This window comes from Mesorhizobium sp. WSM4830, assembly GCF_055811495.1.
The window spans coordinates 70865-90047 of record NZ_JBVVQI010000024.1; the positions used below are offsets into that span (position 1 = coordinate 70865).

Consider the following 19183-nt stretch of genomic DNA (forward strand, 5'->3'; position numbering starts at 1 on the left):
TCAAACAAGAAGACGATCAGAAAACAAGGAGGAAGTGATGGACGACGTCCGCTTTGCCGAACCGATCATGTTGAAATTCCAATCCAGCGAGCGCAAGGTCGCCAGCAGTTGGGAAGCCATCGAATGCATGCGCCAGCAGTGGCCGGACCGTGCACGCGGCCGGAGTTGGCGCGCGGCCTATCGGACCTGCCGCGACGCGCTCGACGGCTGGCGCACTGCGCGTGATGCGCGCAAGGCGTTCGTCAGGGCGGCGCGCAAGGCCGGATTGCTCGCAACGGCCCGCAAGCCTGTCGACCACGCCGGCTAGTCCGGACCCCCCTCCGATATTGTGAGGTCCAAAACAAGTGGGGAGAGGCAGCTGCCTTTCCCCGTTTCGGAGACTTTGCCCGCTGTCTAGCGGCAGTTCGGCTGCTCCTCAGTGGACGGTGATAATGCCGTTTACGGCCCGCCATTCGGAAGGCTGGATCAGGTGATGATGGGCGACGCGTACCGAATGCAGCGGGCCTTCGATCTCGCGCTCCCAGAAATCGAGGAAATGCTTCAGCGTCGGGAAATCGGGGGCAATATCGTATTCCTGCCAGATGTAGAGCTGCAGCAGACTCCGATGATCGGGCAGGCGGTAGTGGATCTCCGCCGTGGTGAGGCCAAACCCTTGCATCTGGAGCTGAAAGTCCCTGCTGGTCATGCGATCGTCCTTTCCGTTGAAATCTCGGTCCGTTGAAATCTCAGTCCGCAAAACGCCTCGCCTTCCACATAGGTTCCAGCCGCCACGAGCGGCCCCGGACGGGCGGGATTTTGAAAATATCCTGCCAGAATTTGAGCCGCATGTAGCTGAGAGCAGCTAATGTGCGAACGATTACAGCGTATTGGCACTCTCAGGTGCCGAGTGCTAAAATTTTTGCCTGATCCTCTTGAAAGCTGAAAAAAGCGCGACTAGTTCGTATGCGCGCGATGCCTGATGAAGGGTCGCGCACCCCGTGCCGGGCCGATATTACCGGTCCGGTCAGGAGGATTTTCGAAAATTTGTTTGTCCCGAGAGGAGAACGACATGACGTTCCGTCCATTGCACGACCGTATCCTGGTCCGCCGCATCGAGGTCGACGAGAAGACCGCCGGCGGCATCATCATCCCCGACACCGCCAAGGAGAAGCCGCAGGAAGGCGAGGTCATTGCCGCCGGTCCGGGCGCGCGCGACGACAGCGGCCAGTTGCAGCCGCTCGACGTCAAGGTCGGCGACCGCATCCTGTTCGGCAAATGGTCCGGCACCGAGATCAAGCTCAATGGCGAGGATTTGCTCATCATGAAGGAGAGCGACGTGCTGGGCGTTATCGAGGGCGCCGGCGAGATGAAGAGGGCCGCCTGAGCGGGGCCTGAACAAGCATTCCGGTCAACGAAAGCTGCCTATTCGAAGGAGTGATCCAATGGCTGCCAAAGATGTGAAATTTCATACCGAAGCCCGCGAGAAAATGCTGCGCGGCGTCGATATTCTCGCCAATGCGGTGAAGGTAACGCTCGGTCCCAAGGGCCGCAATGTCGTCTTCGACAAGTCGTTCGGCGCGCCGCGCATCACCAAGGACGGCGTGACTGTCGCCAAAGAAATCGAGTTGGAGGACAAGTTCGAGAATATGGGCGCGCAGATGGTGCGCGAGGTCGCCTCGAAGACCAGCGACACCGCAGGTGATGGCACCACGACTGCGACGATTCTTGCTCAGGCCATTGTCAGGGAAGGGGCCAAGGCGGTCGCTGCCGGCATGAACCCGATGGATTTGAAGCGCGGCATCGACAAGGCGGTCGACGCCGTCGTCGCCGACCTGAAATCCAATGCCCGCAAGGTGACCAGGAACGACGAAATCGCTCAGGTCGGCGCCATCTCTGCCAATGGCGATGCCGAGATCGGCCGCTTCCTCGCAGAGGCGATGGAAAGGGTTGGCAATGAGGGTGTCATCACTGTCGAGGAAGCCAAGACCGCTGAGACTGAGTTGGAAGTGGTCGAAGGCATGCAGTTCGACCGTGGCTATCTCTCGCCCTATTTCATCACCAACCAGGAAAAGATGCGCGTCGAACTCGAAGAACCCTATGTGCTGATCCACGAGAAGAAGCTGTCCAACCTGCAGGCCATGCTTCCTGTGCTCGAAGCCGCCGTGCAATCCGGCAAGCCGCTGTTGATCATCGCCGAGGACGTCGAAGGCGAGGCGCTGGCGACGCTGGTCGTCAACAAATTGCGCGGCGGCCTGAAGGTTGCAGCGGTCAAGGCGCCGGGCTTCGGTGATCGCCGCAAGGCCATGCTGGAAGACATCGCCATCCTGACCGGCGGCACGGCGATCTCGGAAGACCTCGGCATCAAGCTCGAGAACGTCACACTGGAGATGCTCGGCCGCGCCAAGAAGGTGCTGATCGAGAAGGAGAACACCACCGTCGTCGACGGTGCCGGCCGCAAGGATGAAATCCAGGCGCGCATCAGCCAGATCAAGGCGCAGATCGAGGAAACCACCTCCGACTACGACCGCGAGAAGCTGCAGGAGCGGTTGGCCAAACTCGCTGGCGGTGTCGCCGTCATCCGCGTCGGCGGCTCGACCGAGATCGAGGTCAAGGAGCGCAAGGATCGCGTCGACGACGCCATGCACGCCACACGCGCGGCGGTCGAGGAGGGTATCCTGCCCGGCGGCGGCGTGGCCCTGCTGAGGGCGGCGAAGGCGCTCGATAACGTCGTCGTCGACAATCCCGATCAGAAGACCGGTGTCGACATCGTGCGTCGCGCCATCGAAGCGCCGGTGCGCCAGATCGCCGAGAACGCCGGTGCGGAAGGTTCGATTATCGTCGGCAAGCTGCGCGAGACGACCGACTTCGGCTATGGCTGGAACGCCCAGACCAACGAGTTCGGCGACCTGTACGGGCAGGGCGTCATCGATCCGGCCAAGGTCGTGCGCACTGCGCTGCAGGGTGCCGCCTCTGTTGCCGGCCTGTTGGTGACGACCGAGGCGATGGTGGCCGAGAAGCCGAAGAAGGAAACGCCCATGCCTCCGATGCCGGGCGGTGGCGGCATGGACTTCTAAGGCCAGGCTTCCAAGGCGCGATTTCGAAAACGGCAGATGGACCGTGTCCGCCAAAAGCGGGCACGGTCTTGCCGGTCCGGTACTAATGCTGAGCAGGTGTTGCCATGGATATGATGGACAGTTTTGGAAAGATCGCGGCGCCGACCCGCCCGAAGAACGATTTCAACTATGAGACCGATTGCAGGGCAGCGCTGGCGCCTTTGGTCGACGGCTTGCTGGATATGGCCGAGTCGGCCGGCTGGGACCGCCACAAGGCGGCCTACACGCTGATGTTTCTGTCGGCTCAACGCGTGGGAGCCGGCACGGAGGAGCGCAAATGATCGCGGCGCGGATGCGCGAATGCCTGCGCCTGCTGCGGTGGTCGGAAAACGATTTCGCCGAAGAGGCGGGGTATCCCATAGCCAAGGCAAAGGCGTGGCTCTACGGGCGCGAACATCCGCCGCTGGGCGTGGCGGCCTGGCTCGAGGCGCTGGTCAAGGTGCATCGGCTGCTGCCGCGGCCGGGCATGCAAGCCGTATCGCATTCGCCGATCGACGCCGTCCTGCAGGCGGATCGAAGCGCCCGCGCGGTTGAGTTCCGAAAGGAGCCGAGTGAGCCAGGAAAGGAGAGTGTCATGGATCGTGCTTCGTTCGACAAGCCGGTTACCATCCTCACCGGCCTCGGTACGCCGACGAAGATAGAAAGCGCGGCTGAGGCCCATGCGCTTTTGGCTGAGTGGCCGGCGGCAAGCCGGACGGCGGCGCACGACATTGCCGCAAAAGCGTGCCGTGCCGCATTGGAAGGAGAGATCGACGCCGAAACCGCGCGCGCCACCTTCGTCGCCTTCGCCCGCCGCAACGACCTGCTTGCGCCGCAGACGACCGGGATGGTTGCCGGCGAGAGCGTTGCTGGCGCGACGGTTGCCGACTGGGCAACGCGCCCACAGCGTGTCAACGCCCCGGCCTGAGCTGGCGCTGTCGGCAAAGCTGCCAATCTCCCCTCTCGAGGCAAGATGTTCGGCAGGACAGAGTGGGTCGCCGCGCGTGAAACGCCAACCTTCTCTCGCATGGCATCGCGCCAGCCGAGGCGACCCCCTCTGTCGCCTTCGGCGACATCTCCCCCTCGAGGGGGGAGATTACCGCTCAGCCGCTTTCGCCTGCTAAGCCATCGGCAGCAGCCGGCGCATGATCAGCGAGGCGTGGCCGCCCACCCCGTGTGCAGCCGGCCGGCGCTCGACGACCTCGAAGCCGTGCTTGCGATAGAAGGCGATTGCGCGGTCGTTGCCGTCGATCACTTCCAGCGCGATGCTGGGAATGCCCGCATGCGCGGCAAGAACGGCATGCAGCAGGTCAGCGGCAAGGCCGGTACCGTACTCGCTTTTGCCTATATGCAGCCGCTCGAGTGACCTCGCCCTTGTCGTCCATCGCGGCCATCGCATAACCGGCGAGCGAGCCGTCAGCCCGCTCGGCGACGAAGGACATCTTGCTGTCATCCCCGAGCTCGGCCGCCAGCCGCTCCGGCGCGTGCCTCTCGTCCGAAAGCCGTGCCGTGGTCTCGGCACCCAGAATCGGCGAATAGATGTGTCGCCAGGATTGGCCCAGCAGCCGCGACACCGCCGGAATTTCCTGTTCGGTCATGGTCCTTATTTGAGTCATTGGCACCTCGCCTCAGAAACCTGCCCCTTTGAGCGGAGATGTTCGGCAGGACAGAGAGGTGCTTGTCCCGCCGACCTGGATAGGTACGGCACCTGTATCACCGCCTTACCCGCGATTTCAGCCAGCGGTCGAAGGCCACGGCGAGGATGAGGATCAGGCCGATGACGATGCTTTGCGTGTAGGACGAGACGTTGTTGAACTGCAGCCCGTTCTGCAAGACGCCGATCAGTCCTGCACCGACCACCGTGCCGCCGACGCTGCCGATGCCGCCGAACAGCGAGGTGCCGCCGATGACGACCGCCGAGATCACCGTCAGCTCGTAGCCGATGCCGGCGACGGCTTCGGAGGAGTTGAGCCGCGCCGACAAAACGAAGGCGGCAAGGCCGGCGAAGAAGCCGACGATGATGTAGACCGAGATCAGGATGCGGTCGACGCGCAGGCCGGAGAGGCGCGCGGCCTCGGCATTGCCGCCGACGGCGTAGACCGCGCGGCCGTAGCGCGTGTAGCGCAGCACGATGTGGCAAAGGATTGCGGCAATCGCGAAGATGATCGCCGGCACCGGAACCGGGCCGATCAGGCCGGTACCGAACCAGCGCATCGAGGCGTCGAAGCCGGAGATCGGGCCGCCATTGGAGATTGTCAAGGTCAGGCCGCGAAACACGGTGAGGCCGCCAAGCGTGACGACGAAGGGCGGAACTTTCAGCCTGGTGATGGCAAAGCCCTGGGCGCCGCCGGCCATGGCGCCGACGACGACGGCGGCGAGAAGGGCGGCGAACCAGCCATAGCCTTGCGTGCCCGTTGTCGACAGCGACAGCGTGTTGGCGGTGCCGCCTTTGGCTACCACCGCCGCGACCATGCCGCAGAAGGCGAGCAGCGAGCCGACCGACAGGTCGATGCCGGCGGTCAGGATGACGAAGGTCATGCCGAGCGCGATCAGCCCGGTGATCGAGATCTGGCGCATGATGTTGAACAGGTTGATCGGGTCGATGAAGCTCGGCTTCAGCACGGTGAAGACGACGATCAGCAACGCCAGGAACATCAGTGGGCCGAAGCTCATCAGCAGGCGCGCAATATTGACGCCGCCGCGCTGGCTCCGTTCGGTCGTGCTGGTCATTGCGTTGCTTCCTGCTTCTGGTCTTCCTGCTTCTGGTCCAGCGCCATCAGTTCCATCAGTTTCTCCTCGTTCGCCTCGACGCCGGGCATCTCGCCGGTGATGCGCCCGCGCCGCATGGTGACGATCCTGTCCGACACCGCAAGCACTTCGGGCAGCTCGGAGGAGATCATCATGATGGCGATGCCGCGCGCCGCGAGCTCCACCAGGATCTGGTGCACCTCAGCCTTGGCGCCGACATCGACGCCGCGCGTCGGTTCATCGACGATCAGCAACTTGGGGTCGCGCGCCAGCCAGCGGGCAAGGATGACCTTCTGCTGGTTGCCACCGGACAGTCCCTCGATCGCCTGCTCGGGCGAGGCCATGCGGATCGACAGCATCTTCCTGTAGTTCGCCAGCGCTTCTCGCTCGCGCCGCTCGGCCATGAAACCGGCGGCATTGGAGTAGCGGTCGAGCGCGGCGACGGAAAAATTGGTGAGAATGCCGAGTGCTGCGAAGATCGCCTGGTGCTTGCGGTCTTCCGGCACCAGCCCGATGCCGAGCTCGATGGCATCGGCGGGTGAGGCGGGCGCGATCGGCTTGCCGTCGAGCCTGATGGTGCCGGCGGCAATGCGGTCGGCGCCGAAGATGGCGCGAGCGAGCTCGGTGCGGCCGGAGCCGACGAGCCCCGCGACGCCGAGGATTTCGCCCGCCTTGAGGTCGAGATCGACGCCTTCGAGCACGATCGCGTGCGGCGCCTGCGGATCGCGCACCGTGCGCAGGCCGCGCACCGAGAGCCGGACGTCGCCGGCGACATCGCGCTGCGTCGGCCTGGCATAGAGCTCGGAAGCGGCGCGGCCGACCATCTTCTCGATAATCTTCGGCAGCTTGATCGGCCCACCTTCGCGGTCTAGATGGCCGGCCAGCCTGCCGTCGCGCAGCACCGTCATGCGGTCGCAGATCGCCGATGCCTCTTCCAGCCGGTGGGTGACGAACATGATGGCGACGCCGTCCTTGCGCAGCCGGCCCATGATCGACATCAGCCTGTGCACTTCGGTTTCGGTCAGCGCCGAGGTCGGCTCGTCCATGATGATCAAGCGGCTCTTCAGCGACAGCGCACGGGCGATCTCGACCAGCTGCTGCTCGGCCACCGACAGCGCCGACACCGGCGTCGCCGGGTCGAGGTCGAGGCCGACGCGAGCGATGATCGCGCGCGAATCTTCCTCCATCTTCCGCCAGCTGACCAGCCCGAACCGGCCGAGCGGCGCGCGGCCGATGAAGATATTCTCCGCCACGGTCAGCGTCGGGATCAGGCTCAGTTCCTGGTAGATGGTGACGATGCCGTGGCGCTTGGCATCCTGCGGATTGTGCGGGCTGAATTCGACCCCATCGAAGACGATGCGGCCGCTGGACGGCGGCATCACGCCGGACAGGATCTTGAGCAGCGTCGATTTGCCGGCGCCGTTCTCGCCGAGCAGGCCGAGGATCTCGCCGGGGCGGACTTCGAGCGAAACGTCGTTCAGCGCGGTGACGCCGGCAAAGCGCTTGGTCACGCCCTCGACGGTGAGGAGGGCGGGAGAGGGTGATGGCGCAGTGGCTTCAGTCGCGGGCAAAGGTTACTCCCAATTTGCGATTGATGGCGGGACAGCGCCCCCCTCTGCCCTGCCGGGCATCTCCCCCACGAGGGGGGAGATTGGATGTCACCTTGGCTTTCGCCAATCTCCTGCGCTGCAAAAACGGCGCTATCGGCGAAGCTGCCGATCTCCCCCCAAGTGGGGGAGATGCCCGGCAGGGCAGAGGGGGGCGCGACAGAACGCTACTTTTGCTGCTGCGGGCCCCCTACTTCGTCTCGCCCAGCCTCTCCGCCTTGTCGAGATTGTCCTTGCCGATGACGATCGGCGTCAAAAGCACCAGCTTTTCCTTCGGCTCGGTCTTGTCCCTGGCGTAGGCGACCGCGATCTGCACCGCGGTGCGCGACTGCTCGCCAGGGAATTGCTCGACCGTGCCGGCCAGCTTGCCGTCGCGCACGGCGACCAGCGCTTCGGGAAGCGCGTCGAAGCCATAGATCTTGACGTCGGTGAAGTTGCGCGCCGCGCAGGCTTCAACCGCGCCAAGCGCCATGTCGTCATTGGCGCAGATGATCGCGTCGGGCTTGCCGTTGGCAGCAAGGCCGGCCTCGGTGACGGACAGCGCCTCGGCGCGGGCGAAGTTGGCGGTCTGCTCGAAGATGATCTGGTACTTGTCCTTCATCGGATCGAGGACGTTGTGCACACCCTTGTTGCGGTCGATCGCCGGACCGGCGCCGGGCTGACCCTGCAGATGGAAGATCTTGGCGCCGTTCGGGAACGCCGCCACCATGGCCTGTGCTTCGGCCTCGCCGCCCTTGACATTGTCGGCGCCGACATGGGCGAGGATGCCTTCGACGCCCTCGACGCGGCGGTCGATGGTGACGACGGGAACGCCGGCCTTCACCGCTTCCTCGATAGCTGGGGCCAGCGCGTTGACGTCGAGCGGCGAGATGACGATGGCGTTGACCTTTTGCACCAGTGCCGCTTCGATATCGGCGGTCTGCTTGGGCGCCGAGTTCTGGCCGTCGCTCTCGATCAGGTTGACGCCCTGCGCCTGGGCTTCCGCCTTGATCTGGTTCAGCATGTGCACGAAGAACGGAAAGCCGAGGCTCGGCACCGAACCAAGAATGGTCAGCTTGTCCTGGGCAATAGCCAATTGCGGAGCGGCCAGCGCCAAGGCGCCCATCGCCGCGGACGACAGCAGGAATTCACGTCTGTTGATCAATTTAGTCTCCTCCCAGATGAGCGCACGACCCCGGAACCGGAATGGGATTTCCGGAAGGTTCCTTGCGTCGATTCATAAATGGAGTGTCCTTTGAGCGCCCAACTCGTGTTTGAAGGGACGCAACGGCGCTCCAGCCGGTCCACCGCGACGTTCTCCTCCGCTCGATGCCGGCCGGCGGATGCTAGCCAAGGCCGGAGCTTTGCGCAAGAACGGGAGAACGCAAGACCTACCGATCGATCATCACCATGGTGCGCTCGCCGTAGCGCGGACCGGCGACCTTTCCCGGCGCCAGCGCGTCGTCGAGCACCTGCATCTCGGCTGGGTCCAGCCTGATCGAAGCCGCGGCGACGTTCTCCTCGAGGTATTTTCTGCGCTTGGTGCCGGGGATCGGGACGATGTCGATGCCGAAGTCGCTCCCCTTGTGGAGCAGCCAGGCCAGCGCGATCTGACCTGGCTTGACGCGCTTCGCCGCGGCGATGTCGAGTACCGTGGCCGCCGCCTGCATGTTGGCGTCATAGTTGGCGCCCTGGTAGCGCGGATCGCCGCGCCGGTAATCGCCCTCCGCATAGTCTTCGGCGCGCCTGACGTCGCCGGTGAGAAAGCCGCGGCCGAGCGGCGAGAACGGCACCAGGCCGATGCCGAGTTCCTTCAGCAGCGGAATGATTTCCGGCTCCAGATTGCGCTCCCACAGCGAGTATTCGCTCTGCACTGCCGACACCGGATGCAGGGCATGCGCCCGGCGGATGTTGGCGGCGCCGGCTTCAGAGAGGCCGAAGAAGCGGACCTTGCCCTGAGCGATCAGCTCGCCGACAGCGCCCGCCACATCCTCGATCGGCACCGCCGGATCAACGCGGTGCTGATAGAGGAGGTCGACGTGGTCGGTGGCGAGCCTCCTCAGCGAACCTTCCAAAGCCTCGCGGATATGTTCGGGCCGGCTGTCGCGCTCGGTGCCGACTTGCTTGCCGTTTTCAATGCGGAAGCCGAATTTCGTCGCGATCGTCACCTCATCGCGCCGGCCCTTCAGCGCGCGGCCGAGCAGTTCCTCGTTGGTGAACGGCCCGTACACTTCCGCGGTGTCGAGGAAGGTGCAGCCGAGTTCGATGGCGCGGTGCAGCGTGGCGGTCGATTCCGCCTCATCGGCCGGGCCATAGGACTGGCTCATGCCCATGCAGCCGAGACCGATTGCCGAGACTTGCAGCCCCTGGCTGCCGAGTTTGCGCATCGTCAATGTCATGTGAAGTTCTCCGGATCAGCATCGCTTTCCAAGCCGCCAGGTTCAATATAGCGCACCGGCTCGGTTTCCACAGAGCGGGAGGCGCCACCGCGCGAGGGCTCGCAGCGGCCGCCAAATTGACAGCCGACCCGCTCTCGGCCATCCTTAAGGCACGCCGCCTTGCGGCTTGTGCGTGAGCAACCAGCATGGCCAGTTCCGTCGCCAGTCAGAAATCCAAGCGCGCCGCGGTGCGCAACGCGCTCGATCGCCACAAGGTCTACATCACCGCGCAGCGTTTTTCGGCCGGCAGCTACAGCGCGCGGGTGCTGGTCGACGGCGAGGCCTATTGGGTCGACGAATTCCGGCTCAGGCAGCTGCAGCAGGGCCTGTCGCCGGCCGAGCTCGAATTGACGCCGGCCACCGACGATTGAGCGTGGCGATTGGTGGCAGCGATGTTTCGGCTAGTCACCTGATGCAGTTAGCATCCATCTTTTCGAGCCGGCGTAGAGTTCTGTCGCGCCCCCCTCTGTCCTGCCGGACATCTCCCCCACAAGGGGGGAGATCAGCAGCTTCGGCGCCAGCCCTCCTTCTGCAACGTCGAAGATTAGCGAAGGTCGCCGTGACATCCAATCTCCCCCCGTGTGGGGGAGATGTCCGGCAGGACAGAGGGGGGCGCGAAGGAACGAGACGTTTGCACTTGGCTGCCGTGCTTTGGTCGAGCCCATGACCGCTCCCTCCAAGCTGAAGACCTATCGCGCCAAGCGCGAGTTCACGAGGACACCGGAACCAGCCGGCGGTCTGGTTGCCGGTGAGGGCAATCGTTTCGTCGTCCACAAGCATCACGCCACCGCCGATCACTACGATCTGCGCCTGCAGGTCGGCGACGTGCTGAAGAGCTGGGCGGTGCCGCGCGGCCCGTCGCTCAATCCCGCCGACAAAAGGCTGGCGGTCGAGACCGAGGACCATCCGCTCGAATATATCGACTTCGAAGGTGTCATTCCCGAAGGCGAATATGGCGGCGGGCCGATGATCGTCTGGGATACCGGCGTCTGGGCGCCGATGGACGATGTCGAAAAGAGTTTGCGCACCGGTTCCTTCAAGTTCAGGCTCGCCGGTGAGAAGCTGAATGGCGGCTGGATGCTGACGCGGCTGAAACCGAAGCCCGGCGAGGATGAGGGCAAGAAGAACTGGCTGCTGTTCAAGGAGCGTGATCTCGCCGCCGACGCCACACTCGACATATTGGAAGCCCGCTCGGAAAGCGTCAAATCCGGACGCCGCATCGAGGAGCTGGTGGCAGCGCCGAAGCCTGCCGCCAAACCTGCCAGGCCGATGGTGCTGAAACCCGGCGCTTTGCCGGGCGCCGTCAAGGCGGCGCCGCCTTCCCGGATCGAGCCGCAGCTGGCTACGCAGGTTCCGAAGCCGCCGGGCGGCGATGACCCCGCCGCCCGAACGGGCGAAGCCTGGCTGCACGAGATCAAGTTCGACGGCTACCGCACCATGGCGCATGTTTCCGACGGGAAGGTCAGGCTGATCACCCGCGCCGGCCTCGACTGGACGAAGCGCTATGGCGACCTGCCGCTTGCATTCGCCAGGCTGCCGTGCCGCGAGGCGATCATCGACGGCGAGGTCGTCGCGCTCGACGCCAAGGGCATCAGTCGCTTTGCGCTTTTGCAAGACGCGCTCGCCGAAGGCGCCGGCAACAAGCTCCACTTCTACGCCTTCGACCTTCTCTATCTCGACGGCTGGGACTTGAGACAAGCGCCGCTCCGCCGGCGCAAGGCGCTGCTTTCGCAACTGCTGTCCGGTCTCGGCGCCAATTCGGCCATCCAGCTCAGCGATCATGTCGAGGGCGACGGCCAGGCGCTTTATGACCAGGCATCCGAGATGGGGCTCGAGGGTGTCGTCTCCAAGCGCGCCACGGCAATCTACCAGAGCGGCCGCACCAAGACCTGGACCAAGACCAAGGCGCTCCAGACCGGCGACTTTGTCATCGCCGGCTACACGATCTCCGCTGCGGCAGAGGGGTTGGCTGCGCTTGGCCTCGGTGAATTCGAAGACGGCGAACTGCATTATCGCGGCAAGGTCGGCACCGGCTTCGATGCCGCGACCGCAGGCGAATTGCTGGCGCGGCTGGAGCCGCTAAGGGCGGGTGCATCCGCGCCCGAAGGGGTTCCCCGCGAAATCATGCGCGAGATGAACTGGGTGCGGCCGCTGCTTTCGGCGCATATCCACTACGCCAACCGGACCACCGACAATGCGCTGCGCCATGCGGTGTTCCGCGGCCTGCGCGACGTCGGCCTGTCGACGCCGGTTTCGGCCAAGCGCAAGCGGCTGATCGCCGAGGCCGACCTCGCAACAATCTGGGTGACCAACCCGACGCGGCGGCTGTTCGGCAAGACCGGCCCGACCAAGCTCGACATCGCAGTCTATTACGCGCTGGTCGGCGATTTCATGCTGCCGCATATCCTTGGCCGGCCGGTGTCGCTGGTGCGCTGCCCGACCGGCAGACCGCAGGACTGTTTCTTCCAGCGCCACGCCTTCACCGGCATGCCTTCCTCGGTGGCGACCTTCGAGGCGACCAATTCGGAGGGCGAGACCAAATCCTATCTCTCGGTGGAAGACGCCAAGGGCTATCTGGCTCTGGCGCAGTTCGGTGTCGTCGAGTTCCACACCTGGGGCACCCATCGTACGCGGCTCGACAAGCCCGATTTGATCGTTTTCGATCTCGACCCGGGCGAGGGGATCGTCTGGCGCGAGGTGGTGGAGGCGGCGGTGCATATTAAGGGCGAGCTGGAAGCGCTAGGGCTGGTGCCGTTCGCCAAGACCTCCGGGGGCCACGGCATCCACATCACAGTGCCGGTGACGCAAAAGCAGAACTGGAAGAAACTGCACCAGGCGACCAGCGCCATCTCCACGCATCTTGCCGCCACCGCGCCCGACACTTTCACCACCACCATGGGCAAGGACAACCGCAAGCGACGCATCTTCATCGATTATCACCGCAATGCGCGCGGCCACACTTCGGCGGCTCCCTATTCGCTGCGCGCCCGCACCAATTTGCCGGCCTCGACGCCGGTCAGCTGGAGCGATCTGGAGACCATCGACGCTCCGCAGGATCTGAATTATTCGTCGCTGCCGGGCCTGCTGGCGACGTCAGGCGATCCCTGGGCCGACATGGAAGATTTCGCCCGGGATTTGCCGGTGATAGGCACCGCGAGGTAGTCCTGCGGGCGCGGCGCCAGACTCCATCGACGCTCCGGAAAATTTGAATTATTCTTCGCGACGGACCTCTTGCCTGCAGGCGGCTCCCAGCGGAGGAAGATTTCGCTAGGGATTTGCCGGTATTGTAAGGGGCAATGTAGGATTTCGGCAGCCCCGTTCGTCCTGCGGACGAATGAACGCTGCGAACAGTTCGACAGCACAAGGCCGCGTAGGAGTATTTCATGGCGCCCAGGGCAAGTTGGAAGGGTTACCTCAAGCTCAGTCTGGTCAGCTGTCCGGTCCGGCTCTATCCGGCGACGAGCGCCAGCGAGCGCATCAGCTTCAACCAGCTGCACAAGAAGACGCACAACCGCATCAACATGAAGCCGGTCGACCCCGAGCTCGGGCTGGTCGAGCGTTCGGACCTGGTCAAGGGCTACGAATACGAGGACAAGCAGTACATCATCATCGACGATACCGATCTCGATGCGGTGCGCATTGAATCCAACCATACGATGAACATCGAGGCCTTTGTCGACGAGCATTCGGTCGACGTCATCTACCAGGACGCGCCCTATTACCTGGCGCCGGATGGCGCAATGGCCGAGGAGACCTTTGCCGTGCTGCGCGAAGCGATGCGCAAATCCGGCAAGCTGGCGATCGCGCGCCTGGTGCTGTCCAGCCGCGAGCGCGTCGTGACGATCGGCGCGCGCGAGAGCGGCATGTTCGTCTGCACCTTGAGGAATCCGAACGAAGTGCGTGGCACGGCTGAATATTTCGGCAACATCCCGGCCGGAAACCCCGATCCGGAAATGCTGCAATTGGCCGAAGCGCTGATCAAGCAGAAGGAAACCACCTTCGATCCGAAGAATTACGAGGACCGCTACGAGATCGCGCTGATGACGATGATCCGCGAGAAGCTCAAGGGCCACAAGCCGATCATCGCGGCCGCCCCTGAGCGCGGCAATGTCATCAATCTCATGGATGCGCTGAAGGCGAGCCTGTCGCAATCGGCCAAGCCGCCGGCCAAGTCGAAGAGCAAGGCCGATGAAACCGCCAAGCCTGCGGCGAAATCCGCCAAGGCCGGGGCCGGCGCGACCAAGGAAAACCCGCTCAAGGCGAACCTTCTCAAAGCCGTCGGCAAGAGCAAGGCGTGACGGCTCTCGCCGGCACGGTCTTCGGCATCGTCGGCGCGCTGGCGGCCTTTCCGCTCAGGCTGGCGACGCGCGAGGTCGAGCGCCAGCACGGCCAGTTGCGGCGCGGCGTCACTCGGCGCACCACCCATGTCGTGTTGGGCCGCATGTTGCTCGCCAGGGCCGGCGATGGCGAGATCGAGCGCCGCGTCGCTGCGGAACGTGCAGCCGGGCGCAGGCTGGTCAGCGAGAACGGCTTCCTGCGCCTGCTCGGGCTGATGAAGGCGCCGGAGGCTTCGGCGCTGTCGCGGCAGTCGCTGATCGACCAGTCGCGGCTGACCGGCGCGGATCTCGACTTCTTGTCGCTGTTCGATGCCTTCGAGCATGATTGTGAACCGTATTCCTTCCGCGACCTGATCCTCGCCCGCAAATATGCCGGGCTGGTCGCCGGCGGCGCCTCTTGGGGGGCGATCGCACGGTCGGTGCACCGCTCGGGCCCGATCGCTTCGCTCACTGCCAAGTCGCTCAATGTCGGCTCGCAGCACGGGCGGGCCGATGCGATCTATCTCGAGGGCGGTCAGAGCGAGCTCGACGGCCAGCTGCTGTTCGATTTGGGTTCGCAGGATGACGACACACTGGAAGAGCTGTTCGCCGATGCCGAGGCGGCGGAAGAGGCTGAAGACCACGAGCAGGCCGCGGTACTCTACCAGCGCTGCCTGGCCATCGACCCGAGCGATGCCATCGCCGCTTTCAACCGCGCCAACTGCCTGCGCGCCGCCGGCCACGCGGCGGAGGCGGCGCACGACTATGCCCGCGCGATAAAGCTCGATCCCGGGTTCGTCGAGGCCTGGTTCAATCTCGCCGGGTTGATGAGCGAAGAGGGGCGGGTGGCGTCGGCGCGCCGCCATTTGCTCAAGGCGATCGCATTGGATGCGAAGTACGCCGATGCGGTGTTCAACCTTGCGAGGCTGGAGTTCGACGCCGGCAATCTCGCCGAGGCGCAGCGTCGCTGGGTGCGCTATCTCGAGCTCGATGCCAATTCCGAATGGGCGCGCATGGCGGCCAAGGGGATACAGTTCGTCGATTTGCAGCTGGCGCGGATGTCGGCTTCCTGAGATGCTCGACGCAAAGACCATTCGAATACGGGTTGCTGACGAGCTACATACGCGACTTGGCGAGGGTTGGTTCAAACCGGACGGCACCAAGCTCATCGTCTCGACAGTAGATAACCTGACCGATTTTGGCATCGAGTTGGATTGCTATACGGACCGCCGATATGGCCAATACGACTGTTCGATCGCAGCCGTTTTCAAATGGAAGAAGTTTTCTAGGCTATGGAAGGATTTTGATGCTTGGTATGAGATCAAGGATCCGAGTTCAGCTCAGTTCAAGACCAAAAGCTCTCGACAACTGAGCCATCCATTTCTCAGGGTGGGTTTCGATACCATTGACGGGGATTTCGTCAAAGGTCGGGATACCTTCTGGGTGGCGAATGAAGTGGATCTCGATGCGTTTGTAGTCCGATGCGTTACCGACATTGACGGCAAGGTCGGCGCATGGATCAGGAAATGGTTTACCTGGGCCTCAGCGCTGGAAGTGATGGACGGCAATGAACAATTGTGCGGCTCATGGCGTGATACAGCATATTTCTGCCTGCTGGAACAGGTTCACGGGCGTGAGGTTGCTTGCAAATGGGTAGGTGACATTGATGCGACTGGCTGGCCCGAATTTCTGGCCGCTCAGGTCGAGTATCTTCAGCTACAGGTTTGCGGTGGGGGCTCCGTATAAAAGGATCGCAATGCCTGCGCTTAAACACCCCCCTCTGTCCTGCCGGACATCTCCCCCTCAAGGGGGGAGATCGGCAGCTTCGGCGCTCCGCGTGCCTTTCAGCTTTGGTGGTTGGGGAAAACGCCGACGTCATCCAATCTCCCCCCTTGAGGGGGAGATGTCCGGCAGGACAGAGGGGGGTGCGAAGGAACTCGGCCTTTATCTGCGGGCCACCCCATGACCACCTTTCTCTTCGACGGCCCCGAAACCGCTGCCATCACTATCCTGCTCGCCCACGGCGCAGGCGCTTCGATGGACTCGCCCTCGCTGACCGCCACGGCAAAAGCGCTCGCGGCGGCCGGCTTCCGCGTTGCGCGCTTTGAATTCCATTACATGGCGGCCCGCCGCTATGGCCACCGCAAGCCGCCGCCGCGCGCCGAGACGGTTAACCCGGAATACATCAAGGCGATCGCCGACCTCCGGGCGAAGGGCGTGACGGGTCCGCTGATCATCGGCGGCAAGTCGATGGGCGGACGCGTCGCTTCGATGATCGCCGACGAGATGTTTTCGAAGGGCGAGATCTCGGGCCTGCTTTGCCTCGGCTATCCCTTCCATCCGCCGGGCAAACCGACGCAGCTTCGGACAAAACACCTCGCCGATCTCAAGACGCCGACATTGATCTTCCAGGGCACGCGCGACGAGTTCGGGACCAAAGACGAGGTCGCGACCTATGCTCTGTCAGACGCAATCGAGATATTCTGGCTGGAAGACGGCGACCATGATCTGAAGTCGCGCAAAAACATCTCCGGTTTCTCCACCGCCGATCATCTGAAGACGCTCGCTGATGCGGTGAAGGCGTGGACCGAACGCATCGTGCGCTGAAGCAGGCCGATGAAGATCGCCACCTTCAACGTCAACAACATCAACGGCCGGCTGCCGAACCTGCTCGCATGGCTGGCCGCCGCCAAACCCGACATCGCCTGCCTGCAGGAGCTCAAGACCAGGCAGACGCAGTTTCCGCGCACCGCGCTGGCGGCCGCCGGCTACGGCGCGGTTTGGGTCGGGCAGCCGACCTGGAACGGCGTCGCCATCCTGTCGCGTGGCTCAGAACCCGTTCTGACCCGCGAGGCGCTGCCCGGCGACGATAGCGACCAGCAGGCGCGCTACATCGAAGCGGCGGTCAACGGTATCGTCGTCGCGTCGCTCTACGCGCCGAACGGCAACCCGCAGCCCGGCCCGAAGTTCCAGTACAAGCTCGCTTGGCATGAGAGGCTGGAGGCGCATGCGGCGCAGTTGCTCGACACCGCCCTGCCGGTGGTACTGGCCGGCGACTACAACATCGTGCCCGAGCCGCGCGACATCTACCCGACCCGCTCCTATGACGACAACGCGCTGGTGCAGCCGGAAAGCCGGGCATCGTTCCAGCGGCTGCTCGACCAGGGCTGGCTTGACGCGCTGCGCAAGAAGCACCCGACGGAGACGCTCTACACATTCTGGGACTATCGCCGCAATCGCTGGCCGCGCGACGCCGGCCTGCGGCTCGACCATATCTTGCTTTCGAAGAAGCTGTCGCGCCGGCTGGTAGCGGCGGGCATCGATCGCGACGTGCGTGGCGAGACCGGCGCCAGCGACCACGCGCCTGTCTGGGTGGAGTTGAAGTGAGGCACGAAAGCTGGCGTCGCCTTCCGGGCGGCGGACAGTCAGGTTGGCCGCGCCGCTTCGCGGGCGAAGGCCTCGATCAAAGGGGCGTATCCCTCGAGGTCGGGCTGCGTAGCGAAACTGTGGGTAGCGGCGGTCGAAGCCCAGGGCAGCTTTTCCGACGTGAAGACTTCGACGAAAGGCACATACCAATGGTGCTCGTCCAGCATGGTCGCACGAATGTTGACGAGAAAATCCAGGCCATGCGGACGCGTGAACATCCAGTTCTTGCAGTGCGGGCAATAGAGCTGCCGGTGCGGGCCGTGCAGGCCGCCGAGCACCGGCTCGCCTTGCGTTATGGCGAAACCGTCGCTGGGCACAGCGATGGTCAGGGAATACGCGCTGGCGCTCAGTTTCTGGCAGCCGGTGCAGTGACACGCCATTGTCAGCAAAGGCGGGGCGCTGATGCGAAAGCGTATTCCGCCGCACAGGCAACCGCCGTCCCAAGGTAGCTTCCAATCGTCCATTGCTAGCCTCGCGTTAGCTCTGCCAGCGATCTAGCGCGCGACCGCCAAGCTGCAATCTCCCCCTTGACGGTCCCACGAGGGAGGAGATCGGCAGCTTCACGTCCTTCCCCCAGGGATCGTGAACACCACGTCGGCGCGGCCGTAGCCGCCATCGGCGACCTCCTCGATCAGCACCATCGTGTAAGGGCGCACGCCTTCGCCGAACATCTCGACGAACAGGGCTGTGGTCTTGTGGACGAGGTCCTCCTTCTGTCCGACGGACAGCGCGCGCTCAGGCACCTTGAAATTTGCAAACGGCATGATGTCGATTTCCTGTTGGTTGTGGAGGTAAAGTCAGACCGTGCCGCCATTGGCGCGCAGCACCTGGCCGTTGACCCAGCCACTGTCCGGTCCGGCGAGGAACGACACCACGGCGGCGATGTCGGTAGGCTGGCCGACCCGCCCGAGCGGGATCATCCTGGTGATCGTCTCGACCAGTGCCTCGGACTTGCCTCCGAGGAACAGATCGGTGGCCACCGGCCCCGGCGCCACGACATTGACGGTGATGCCGCGCGGCCCGAGTTCCTTGGCCAGCACATGGGTCATCGCCTCGACGCCGGCTTTGGTGGCAGCGTAAACGCCGTAGGTCGGCTGGTAGAGCCCGACCACGCTGGACGAGAAGCTGATGATGCGGCCGCCCTCGCGCAGCCTTCTTGCGGCCTCGCGCATGCCGCGGAAGACGCCACCGAGATTCACCGCGACCTGCTGCTCGAAACCGGTGTCGTCCATCTGCGCGATCGGCGCGAGCTTCATGATGCCGGCATTGTTGACCAGCACGTCGAGGCCGCCAAAGGCCTGCTCGGCTGCGTCGAACAGATGCGCCGCGCCCTTGGGATCGCCGACATCGGCCTGGACGGCGATCGCCGTGCCGCCTGCCGCCTCGATCCCGCGCACCACGCCTTCGGCGGCTTCGGCGCCCCTGGCATAGTTGACGACGACCGAAAAGCCGTCGCGTGCCAGCCTTCTGGCAATTTCGGCGCCGATACCCTTCGAGGCGCCGGTTACCAGCGCCACCTTTCCATTCCGCGTAGCCATGTCAGCTCTCCAATTCTTGTCGGCTGAAAATAGGCGATAAATCCTGCGGGATAATCGCTC

General features: G+C 64.0%; 22 protein-coding genes. 12 read left to right on the top strand and 10 right to left on the bottom strand.

Annotated elements, in window-relative coordinates:
• The first annotated feature begins 37 nt into the window (after nt 1-37).
• Nucleotides 38-307 carry a DUF982 domain-containing protein gene (locus tag AC0L2Y_RS25615; RefSeq protein ID WP_473560354.1) on the top strand — a complete coding sequence of 90 codons (270 nt, stop codon included), beginning with the start codon at nt 38-40 and terminating at the stop codon, nt 305-307.
• A 108-nt stretch (nt 308-415) separates the two neighbouring features.
• Here the strand turns inward: AC0L2Y_RS25615 and AC0L2Y_RS25620 are convergent, their stop codons facing one another.
• Nucleotides 416-685: an usg protein gene (locus AC0L2Y_RS25620; protein WP_023718102.1), complete on the bottom strand. Its 270-nt coding sequence runs from the start codon at nt 683-685 to the stop codon at nt 416-418.
• Nucleotides 686-1048: 363 nt separating this feature from the next.
• Here AC0L2Y_RS25620 and AC0L2Y_RS25625 point away from each other — a divergent pair, with 363 nt between their 5' ends.
• The 4 genes from AC0L2Y_RS25625 to AC0L2Y_RS25640 all read left to right on the top strand — a co-directional run bounded on the left by AC0L2Y_RS25625 (nt 1049) and on the right by AC0L2Y_RS25640 (nt 3999).
• The gene (locus AC0L2Y_RS25625) at nt 1049-1363 is read left to right on the top strand and encodes a co-chaperone GroES (protein ID WP_023718103.1); all 315 of its coding nucleotides are present in this window, start codon (nt 1049-1051) and stop codon (nt 1361-1363) included.
• A gap of 58 nt (nt 1364-1421) precedes the next feature.
• Nucleotides 1422-3053 carry a chaperonin GroEL gene (gene groL / locus AC0L2Y_RS25630; protein WP_473560356.1) on the top strand — a complete coding sequence of 544 codons (1632 nt, stop codon included), beginning with the start codon at nt 1422-1424 and terminating at the stop codon, nt 3051-3053.
• A gap of 104 nt (nt 3054-3157) precedes the next feature.
• Entirely contained in the window at nt 3158-3373 is a 216-nt protein-coding gene (locus AC0L2Y_RS25635) for a hypothetical protein (protein WP_473560357.1), read from the top strand.
• Complete coding sequence (locus tag AC0L2Y_RS25640) at nt 3370-3999, top strand: DUF982 domain-containing protein (protein WP_473560359.1); 630 nt, start codon at nt 3370-3372, stop codon at nt 3997-3999. The genes AC0L2Y_RS25635 and AC0L2Y_RS25640 overlap by 4 nt, the downstream gene beginning before the upstream one ends.
• Before the next feature lie 192 nt (nt 4000-4191).
• Here the strand turns inward: AC0L2Y_RS25640 and AC0L2Y_RS25645 are convergent, their stop codons facing one another.
• The 6 genes from AC0L2Y_RS25645 to AC0L2Y_RS25670 form a co-directional block, all read right to left on the bottom strand.
• A complete protein-coding gene (locus tag AC0L2Y_RS25645; protein WP_473560361.1) occupies nt 4192-4470 on the bottom strand; it encodes a GNAT family N-acetyltransferase in 279 nt (92 codons plus the stop codon).
• On the bottom strand, nt 4382-4687 hold the full coding sequence (locus tag AC0L2Y_RS25650) for a hypothetical protein (RefSeq protein WP_473560413.1): 306 nt from the start codon (nt 4685-4687) through the stop codon (nt 4382-4384). Before AC0L2Y_RS25650 ends, AC0L2Y_RS25645 begins: the two co-directional genes overlap by 89 nt.
• A gap of 97 nt (nt 4688-4784) precedes the next feature.
• Nucleotides 4785-5801, bottom strand: coding sequence for an ABC transporter permease (locus AC0L2Y_RS25655; RefSeq protein WP_473560362.1), 1017 nt, complete (start codon nt 5799-5801; stop codon nt 4785-4787).
• On the bottom strand, nt 5798-7390 hold the full coding sequence (locus AC0L2Y_RS25660) for a sugar ABC transporter ATP-binding protein (RefSeq protein WP_473560364.1): 1593 nt from the start codon (nt 7388-7390) through the stop codon (nt 5798-5800). The genes AC0L2Y_RS25655 and AC0L2Y_RS25660 overlap by 4 nt, the downstream gene beginning before the upstream one ends.
• 226 nt (nt 7391-7616) lie before the next feature.
• Entirely contained in the window at nt 7617-8567 is a 951-nt protein-coding gene (locus AC0L2Y_RS25665) for a substrate-binding domain-containing protein (RefSeq protein WP_352867706.1), read from the bottom strand.
• Nucleotides 8568-8796: 229 nt separating this feature from the next.
• Complete coding sequence (locus tag AC0L2Y_RS25670; RefSeq protein WP_352564222.1) at nt 8797-9804, bottom strand: aldo/keto reductase; 1008 nt, start codon at nt 9802-9804, stop codon at nt 8797-8799.
• Nucleotides 9805-9989: 185 nt separating this feature from the next.
• Here AC0L2Y_RS25670 and AC0L2Y_RS25675 point away from each other — a divergent pair, with 185 nt between their 5' ends.
• From AC0L2Y_RS25675 to AC0L2Y_RS25705, 7 genes are all read left to right on the top strand, one after another.
• Nucleotides 9990-10214: a hypothetical protein gene (locus tag AC0L2Y_RS25675; protein WP_473560366.1), complete on the top strand. Its 225-nt coding sequence runs from the start codon at nt 9990-9992 to the stop codon at nt 10212-10214.
• Between the two features lie 292 nt (nt 10215-10506).
• Nucleotides 10507-13005 carry a DNA ligase D gene (gene ligD / locus AC0L2Y_RS25680; protein WP_473560368.1) on the top strand — a complete coding sequence of 833 codons (2499 nt, stop codon included), beginning with the start codon at nt 10507-10509 and terminating at the stop codon, nt 13003-13005.
• A gap of 221 nt (nt 13006-13226) precedes the next feature.
• Nucleotides 13227-14141 (top strand): non-homologous end joining protein Ku, encoded by a 915-nt coding sequence (gene ku, locus AC0L2Y_RS25685; protein ID WP_473560370.1) that lies wholly within the window; start codon nt 13227-13229, stop codon nt 14139-14141.
• On the top strand, nt 14138-15232 hold the full coding sequence (locus AC0L2Y_RS25690) for a tetratricopeptide repeat protein (protein WP_473560372.1): 1095 nt from the start codon (nt 14138-14140) through the stop codon (nt 15230-15232). Before ku ends, AC0L2Y_RS25690 begins: the two co-directional genes overlap by 4 nt.
• Nucleotide 15233: 1 nt before the next feature.
• Nucleotides 15234-15905: a hypothetical protein gene (locus tag AC0L2Y_RS25695; protein WP_473560374.1), complete on the top strand. Its 672-nt coding sequence runs from the start codon at nt 15234-15236 to the stop codon at nt 15903-15905.
• 216 nt (nt 15906-16121) lie between these two features.
• The gene (locus AC0L2Y_RS25700) at nt 16122-16766 is read left to right on the top strand and encodes an alpha/beta hydrolase family protein (RefSeq protein WP_473560375.1); all 645 of its coding nucleotides are present in this window, start codon (nt 16122-16124) and stop codon (nt 16764-16766) included.
• A gap of 9 nt (nt 16767-16775) precedes the next feature.
• Nucleotides 16776-17546 (top strand): exodeoxyribonuclease III, encoded by a 771-nt coding sequence (locus AC0L2Y_RS25705; RefSeq protein WP_473560377.1) that lies wholly within the window; start codon nt 16776-16778, stop codon nt 17544-17546.
• A gap of 38 nt (nt 17547-17584) precedes the next feature.
• Here AC0L2Y_RS25705 and AC0L2Y_RS25710 read toward each other — a convergent pair whose 3' ends face one another.
• From AC0L2Y_RS25710 to AC0L2Y_RS25720, 3 genes are all read right to left on the bottom strand, one after another.
• On the bottom strand, nt 17585-18049 hold the full coding sequence (locus tag AC0L2Y_RS25710) for a GFA family protein (RefSeq protein WP_473560379.1): 465 nt from the start codon (nt 18047-18049) through the stop codon (nt 17585-17587).
• 96 nt (nt 18050-18145) lie between these two features.
• Nucleotides 18146-18349: a tautomerase family protein gene (locus AC0L2Y_RS25715; RefSeq protein WP_473560381.1), complete on the bottom strand. Its 204-nt coding sequence runs from the start codon at nt 18347-18349 to the stop codon at nt 18146-18148.
• 33 nt (nt 18350-18382) lie between these two features.
• Nucleotides 18383-19123, bottom strand: a complete 741-nt coding sequence (locus AC0L2Y_RS25720; protein WP_473560383.1) for an SDR family oxidoreductase — start codon at nt 19121-19123, stop codon at nt 18383-18385.
• Between the last annotated feature and the right edge of the window lie 60 nt (nt 19124-19183).

Coding starts and splice junctions, on each gene's coding strand:
- AC0L2Y_RS25615 (WP_473560354.1), top strand. CDS start 38: ATGGACGACGTCCGCTTTGCCGAACCGATCATGTTGAAATTCCAATCC.
- AC0L2Y_RS25620 (WP_023718102.1), bottom strand. CDS start 685: ATGACCAGCAGGGACTTTCAGCTCCAGATGCAAGGGTTTGGCCTCACC.
- AC0L2Y_RS25625 (WP_023718103.1), top strand. CDS start 1,049: ATGACGTTCCGTCCATTGCACGACCGTATCCTGGTCCGCCGCATCGAG.
- groL (WP_473560356.1), top strand. CDS start 1,422: ATGGCTGCCAAAGATGTGAAATTTCATACCGAAGCCCGCGAGAAAATG.
- AC0L2Y_RS25635 (WP_473560357.1), top strand. CDS start 3,158: ATGGATATGATGGACAGTTTTGGAAAGATCGCGGCGCCGACCCGCCCG.
- AC0L2Y_RS25640 (WP_473560359.1), top strand. CDS start 3,370: ATGATCGCGGCGCGGATGCGCGAATGCCTGCGCCTGCTGCGGTGGTCG.
- AC0L2Y_RS25645 (WP_473560361.1), bottom strand. CDS start 4,470: ATGCGATGGCCGCGATGGACGACAAGGGCGAGGTCACTCGAGCGGCTG.
- AC0L2Y_RS25650 (WP_473560413.1), bottom strand. CDS start 4,687: ATGACTCAAATAAGGACCATGACCGAACAGGAAATTCCGGCGGTGTCG.
- AC0L2Y_RS25655 (WP_473560362.1), bottom strand. CDS start 5,801: ATGACCAGCACGACCGAACGGAGCCAGCGCGGCGGCGTCAATATTGCG.
- AC0L2Y_RS25670 (WP_352564222.1), bottom strand. CDS start 9,804: ATGACATTGACGATGCGCAAACTCGGCAGCCAGGGGCTGCAAGTCTCG.
- AC0L2Y_RS25675 (WP_473560366.1), top strand. CDS start 9,990: ATGGCCAGTTCCGTCGCCAGTCAGAAATCCAAGCGCGCCGCGGTGCGC.
- ligD (WP_473560368.1), top strand. CDS start 10,507: ATGACCGCTCCCTCCAAGCTGAAGACCTATCGCGCCAAGCGCGAGTTC.
- ku (WP_473560370.1), top strand. CDS start 13,227: ATGGCGCCCAGGGCAAGTTGGAAGGGTTACCTCAAGCTCAGTCTGGTC.
- AC0L2Y_RS25695 (WP_473560374.1), top strand. CDS start 15,234: ATGCTCGACGCAAAGACCATTCGAATACGGGTTGCTGACGAGCTACAT.
- AC0L2Y_RS25700 (WP_473560375.1), top strand. CDS start 16,122: ATGACCACCTTTCTCTTCGACGGCCCCGAAACCGCTGCCATCACTATC.
- AC0L2Y_RS25705 (WP_473560377.1), top strand. CDS start 16,776: ATGAAGATCGCCACCTTCAACGTCAACAACATCAACGGCCGGCTGCCG.
- AC0L2Y_RS25710 (WP_473560379.1), bottom strand. CDS start 18,049: ATGGACGATTGGAAGCTACCTTGGGACGGCGGTTGCCTGTGCGGCGGA.
- AC0L2Y_RS25715 (WP_473560381.1), bottom strand. CDS start 18,349: ATGCCGTTTGCAAATTTCAAGGTGCCTGAGCGCGCGCTGTCCGTCGGA.
- AC0L2Y_RS25720 (WP_473560383.1), bottom strand. CDS start 19,123: ATGGCTACGCGGAATGGAAAGGTGGCGCTGGTAACCGGCGCCTCGAAG.